4 protein-coding genes are annotated in these 2,267 nt (G+C 55.8%); 2 read left to right on the top strand and 2 right to left on the bottom strand.

Going from position 1 to position 2,267, the window contains the following annotated elements; translation table 11 throughout:
- Together AWT75_RS20295 and AWT75_RS20290 are read left to right on the top strand one after the other, a co-directional pair.
- On the top strand, positions 1-652 hold a 652-nt coding region (locus AWT75_RS20295), incomplete at its 5' end, for a nitric oxide reductase activation protein NorD (protein WP_420835437.1).
- 167 nt (positions 653-819) lie between these two features.
- Positions 820-1,035, top strand: coding sequence for a DUF3079 domain-containing protein (locus tag AWT75_RS20290; RefSeq protein WP_062791558.1), 216 nt, complete (start codon positions 820-822; stop codon positions 1,033-1,035).
- Between the two features lie 118 nt (positions 1,036-1,153).
- On the opposite strand, the gene AWT75_RS20285 is transcribed toward AWT75_RS20290, so the two are convergent.
- Together AWT75_RS20285 and AWT75_RS21790 are read right to left on the bottom strand one after the other, a co-directional pair.
- On the bottom strand, positions 1,154-1,867 hold the full coding sequence (locus AWT75_RS20285) for a hypothetical protein (protein ID WP_153013414.1): 714 nt from the start codon (positions 1,865-1,867) through the stop codon (positions 1,154-1,156).
- A 5-nt stretch (positions 1,868-1,872) separates the two neighbouring features.
- Positions 1,873-2,046, bottom strand: a complete 174-nt coding sequence (locus AWT75_RS21790) for a hypothetical protein (protein ID WP_161937793.1) — start codon at positions 2,044-2,046, stop codon at positions 1,873-1,875.
- Positions 2,047-2,267 lie beyond the last annotated feature (221 nt).

Below are 2,267 nucleotides of genomic sequence, written 5' to 3'. Positions count from 1 at the left end.
GGCCGAACGCCACAGCGGCGTGGCCCAGTCCGAACCCGGCCTGTACCAGGCCTGGCCGCCGGGCGAGCGCAGCCTGGCCTGCCTGACCCTGGCCGACCTGTCGCTCTCCACCGAAAGCTGGGTAGGGGACGAGGCTGGCCGGGTGATCGACGTCATCCGCGACAGCCTGCTCTTGTTTGCCGAAGCGCTGTCCGCGGCAGGCGACAGTTTTGGCCTGTACGGCTTTTCCTCCATCCGCCGCCAGGAAGTCCGCTTTCAGGTGCTAAAGGATTTTGCTGAGCGTTACGACGACAGCACCCGCGGCCGCATTCTGGCCATCCGCCCCGGCTATTACACCCGCATGGGCGCGGCCATCCGCCAGAGCAGCCGCATCCTGCTGCAACAGCCTGCCGCACGCCGCCTGCTGCTGATCATCTCCGACGGCAAGCCCAACGACCTGGACCACTACGAAGGTCGCCACGGCATAGAGGACACCCGCCAGGCCATTCTGGAAGCCCGCCGCGACGGCCTGCTGCCCTTCTGCCTGACGGTGGACCGTGAAGCAGGGGATTATCTGCCCCATCTGTTTGGCCACCGTGGCTATGTGGTGGTGCAACAGGCACAGATGCTGCCCAGCGTGCTCACCCGCTTGTATGCCCATTTGACGGCTTGAGCAGCCCGGCCGCTGCCCGGGCGCAACTCGACTCCAAGGTGTAATCACCTTCTTCACCCGGCCTTGTGCCGGGTTTTTTTTGATATGCGGCAAGTCGCCAGCCAGCCCGTGCCCGGACAATGGCAGGCTGCTGCTCGGCAGATTCATACACTGGAAAGGAAGACCAGATGGCCCGGAAATTTCCCCTGCACCCGGCGCACCCGGAGCGCATTTGCTGGGGCTGCGACAAATACTGCCCGGCCGACTCCCTGCAATGCGGCAATGGTTCCGGCCGCACCCAGCACCCGGCGGAAGTACTGGGCGAGGACTGGTATGAATACGGCGACTGGGGGCTGGAGGTGGAGCCGGAACAAAAATCGCTGACGCTGCAGGAGAAGGGCTAAGTTGCAGCACTCTGCTGCCTGACGTTGCCCTGCAGGCCGCGAGTCGAAGCCTGGCAGGATAAGGAGGCAGCAGCAGGGTGGTGTGTATTTACGGGACCGGAATGCAACAGTGCACTGATCATCTCATTCCAACCCCCGGCTCAACACAAACTGGCTGTTGCACCCGGCTGGGGGTTGGCAGGTTGGGAAACAGGGCATCACAACGGGCGTCAACTTCCGGGGTGGTAAACTCTACTTTTTTCCATGTTCGTGTGTCGTACACACCGGGGTAACTGCCTTTACGGCAAGAGAAATGCGAAGTGGACAAGGCAAGATACTGACCATCCGGTGAGAAACTGGCTGAATCAGCAAGGCTGCTGCTGGATTTACTTGCAGTAAAAAATGCTCCGGCTGGAATATTCACTACTTGCTTGGTGGAAATGTGTCTGATTGATAAGGGTTGGCATGGCCCAAGTGAACTGCCCTCTGTTTGTTCAACCAGGAAATCTTTTTCTTTGTACATGTCATCAATTGCGCCAGTCGTTTGCCCGGACAGTTTCATGACCTTGTCGCAAGCTTTTAGCTCCTTCATTTCAAGATAGCCATTATATAAAACAAGATATTGTTTATCCGAGCTCATTTTTATCCGGTCGGCTTCGATGGCAGTAGTGTCGAGAATTTTGCATTGCTTGCCATCCAGATAGACATGAATTCCCTGGAAATACTCATCATTGTTCTCCTCGGTATCAATGCGAGTGATTGCATCTTTTTTGATGTGAATGTAATTGATGGTGCCGGCTGACGCGGTTTGTAGCGCCAGTGCCAATACACTTGCATGGATTACCAGTTTCATGATTTTCATTCCTTAATAAATAAGTCAGTTTGATTGTTCCCAAGTGGTGCAATGGGGAAGGTGAAAACGTTATTGACATCCTCATCAGCGCAAAGTGTTTTAAGGGTGCGGCTGGGGGTGGGCAGGTTGGGAAACAGGGCGTCGCAACGGGCGTCGACATCCGGGGTGGTGAACTCCACTTTTTTCCAGGTCGGGTATTGTATACGCCGGGATAACTGCCTTTGCGGCAGGAGAAATTAGGTAATGACAGGGCCAGATAATTGCCATCGGGTGAAAAGCTGCCGCCGCCACTAAAGGAATACTTGCGCATGGTGCGCTCAGATTTTTTCTGCGCATAAAATGGCTTTGCTGCGATACTTATTGTTTCGCCTGTAGGTATTTTTCTTATCGATGCAATAGA

It is taken from the genome of Aquitalea pelogenes (assembly GCF_001515305.1).
Classification (GTDB): domain Bacteria; phylum Pseudomonadota; class Gammaproteobacteria; order Burkholderiales; family Chromobacteriaceae; genus Aquitalea; species Aquitalea pelogenes.
Note: the sequence above shows the minus strand (reverse complement) of the source record. Positions and strands in the feature narration are given on the sequence as shown.